Origin of the sequence: Moorena sp. SIO2C4 (assembly GCF_010672485.1) — a bacterium.
Taxonomy (GTDB): Bacteria; Cyanobacteriota; Cyanobacteriia; order Cyanobacteriales; family Coleofasciculaceae; genus Moorena; species Moorena producens.
In genome coordinates, this window is record NZ_JAAHGN010001322.1 from 1 (window position 1) to 1,738 (window position 1,738).

1 pseudogene is annotated in these 1,738 nt (G+C 44.1%); it reads left to right on the plus strand.

The window, feature by feature from the left end:
* Positions 1 to 71: 71 nt before the first annotated feature.
* Positions 72 to 1,702, plus strand: a pseudogene (locus F6K20_RS37095) (ISKra4-like element ISMpr2 family transposase).
* Positions 1,703 to 1,738: the final 36 nt, after the last annotated feature.

A 1,738-nucleotide genomic window follows, 5' to 3' on the forward strand; every position in this document is an offset into this window, starting at 1 on the left:
TGGGTGCGGCTCTTTTAAAAGTACGGTAGACTAGATCTCAGTAAAACTGACAAATTAGTCAGAGTAATAGTTTGAGTCAATACCTCCTGGTGGGTGACCAGCTGAAAAAGTCAGCAGTAGTTCAGGAAAAGTTTGGACCTATGCAACCATCGATCTCAAATGAAGACATGTTTTTCTCACAAGCGCGAGAGCTATTTGAAGAAATAGTGGACTGGCTGGGTTCAGATAGTGTTTGCGGTTTACAACATGGGGAATTAGAGAGTAAACTGCTTGAAAACGGATACGAACTATTAAGACGACTGCTGCAAGGTTACTTCGACAGACGAAGTGATGACGAGATCGAAGGAGAATGCTTAGGTAACGACGAAGCCAAGAGAACCCATAAGAAGAGATTTACAAGGAAGCTGACAACAATATTTGGCACGATCATCGCCAATCGAATCGGTTATGGTGGACGAAAAATAACTTCCCTCAACCCACTCGATGCCGAGTTAAACCTACCAGTAGAAAAATACTCCCACGGACTGAGAGAGCGAGTGGCTGTCGAAGTAGCTCGTTCAGGGTTTGGCGAAACAGTCGTGCGTCATACAGAAAACAACAGCCGCAAAAGTTGGTAAGCGACAAGTTGAACAATTGGCTGATCAAAGTGCTTGTGACTTTGATCAATTCTATGCTCATCAACAAGCACAATCGGTTGAATTGAAGGAGACGGGGGAAATAGTAGTTATTAGTGTGGATGGCAAGGGTGTTGTCATGCGTACAGAAGACTTACGTGCTCCCACGCAAAAAAGAGCGCTGGCAAATAGCAAGAAGTTAAATAAACGATTAACTAAGGGGGAAAAACGCAATTCAAAGCGAATGGCAACAGTGGCTTCAGTTTATACCATCAACCCTTTTGTTCGTACACCTCAACAAATTGTCAGCACAGAAGAAGAACACAAAAAAATCAAACGACCCAAACCAATCGGTAAGCGTGTTTGGGCAAGTTTAGTTAAAGAACCATCACTTGTTATAAAAGAAGCTTTTGACGAGGCATTACACCGCGACCCCAATCAACACAAGCGTTTTTGCGCTCTGGTCGATGGTAACAAGACACAATTATCGCGCTTTGAAAAAATTTGCTCGCGAACACCATCTCAAGTTAACGATTGTCCTGGATATTATTCATGTGATTGAGTATCTGTGGAAGGCTGCATTTGCCTTCTATTCGGACACTAGTCAACAAGCCGAAGTTTGGGTTAGTAAACGTTTACTGCTGATCCTTGAAGGTAAATCGAGTACAGTTGCTGGGGGTATGCGTGGTAGCGCTACAAAGCGCCAACTTTCTGCATCACAACGTCAGCCAGTGGATAAGTGTGCCAGATATTTACTCAACAACGCTGCTTACCTCAAATACCACGATTACTTGAAAGCTGGTCTTCCCATTGCCACTGGGGTTATTGAGGGCGCTTGTCGTCACTTAATCAAAGACAGGATGGACATTACCGGGGCTAGATGGAGTCTTATGGGTGCTGAGGCGGTTTTACGTCTGCGCTCGCTTTATGTTAGCGGTGATTGGCAAGAGTATTGGCCCTTTCACTTAAAGCAAGAGCATAAACGTAATCACTTGTCTTTGTACAAAGATGGCCTTCCTTTGATGAAACGACTAATTCAAGCTCGTTGCTCTATTACTGCTCCTCCTACTCTTCCGATACCTCTCTAAACCTGACCAAACGTCTTTCCAAAAGAGCCACACCCA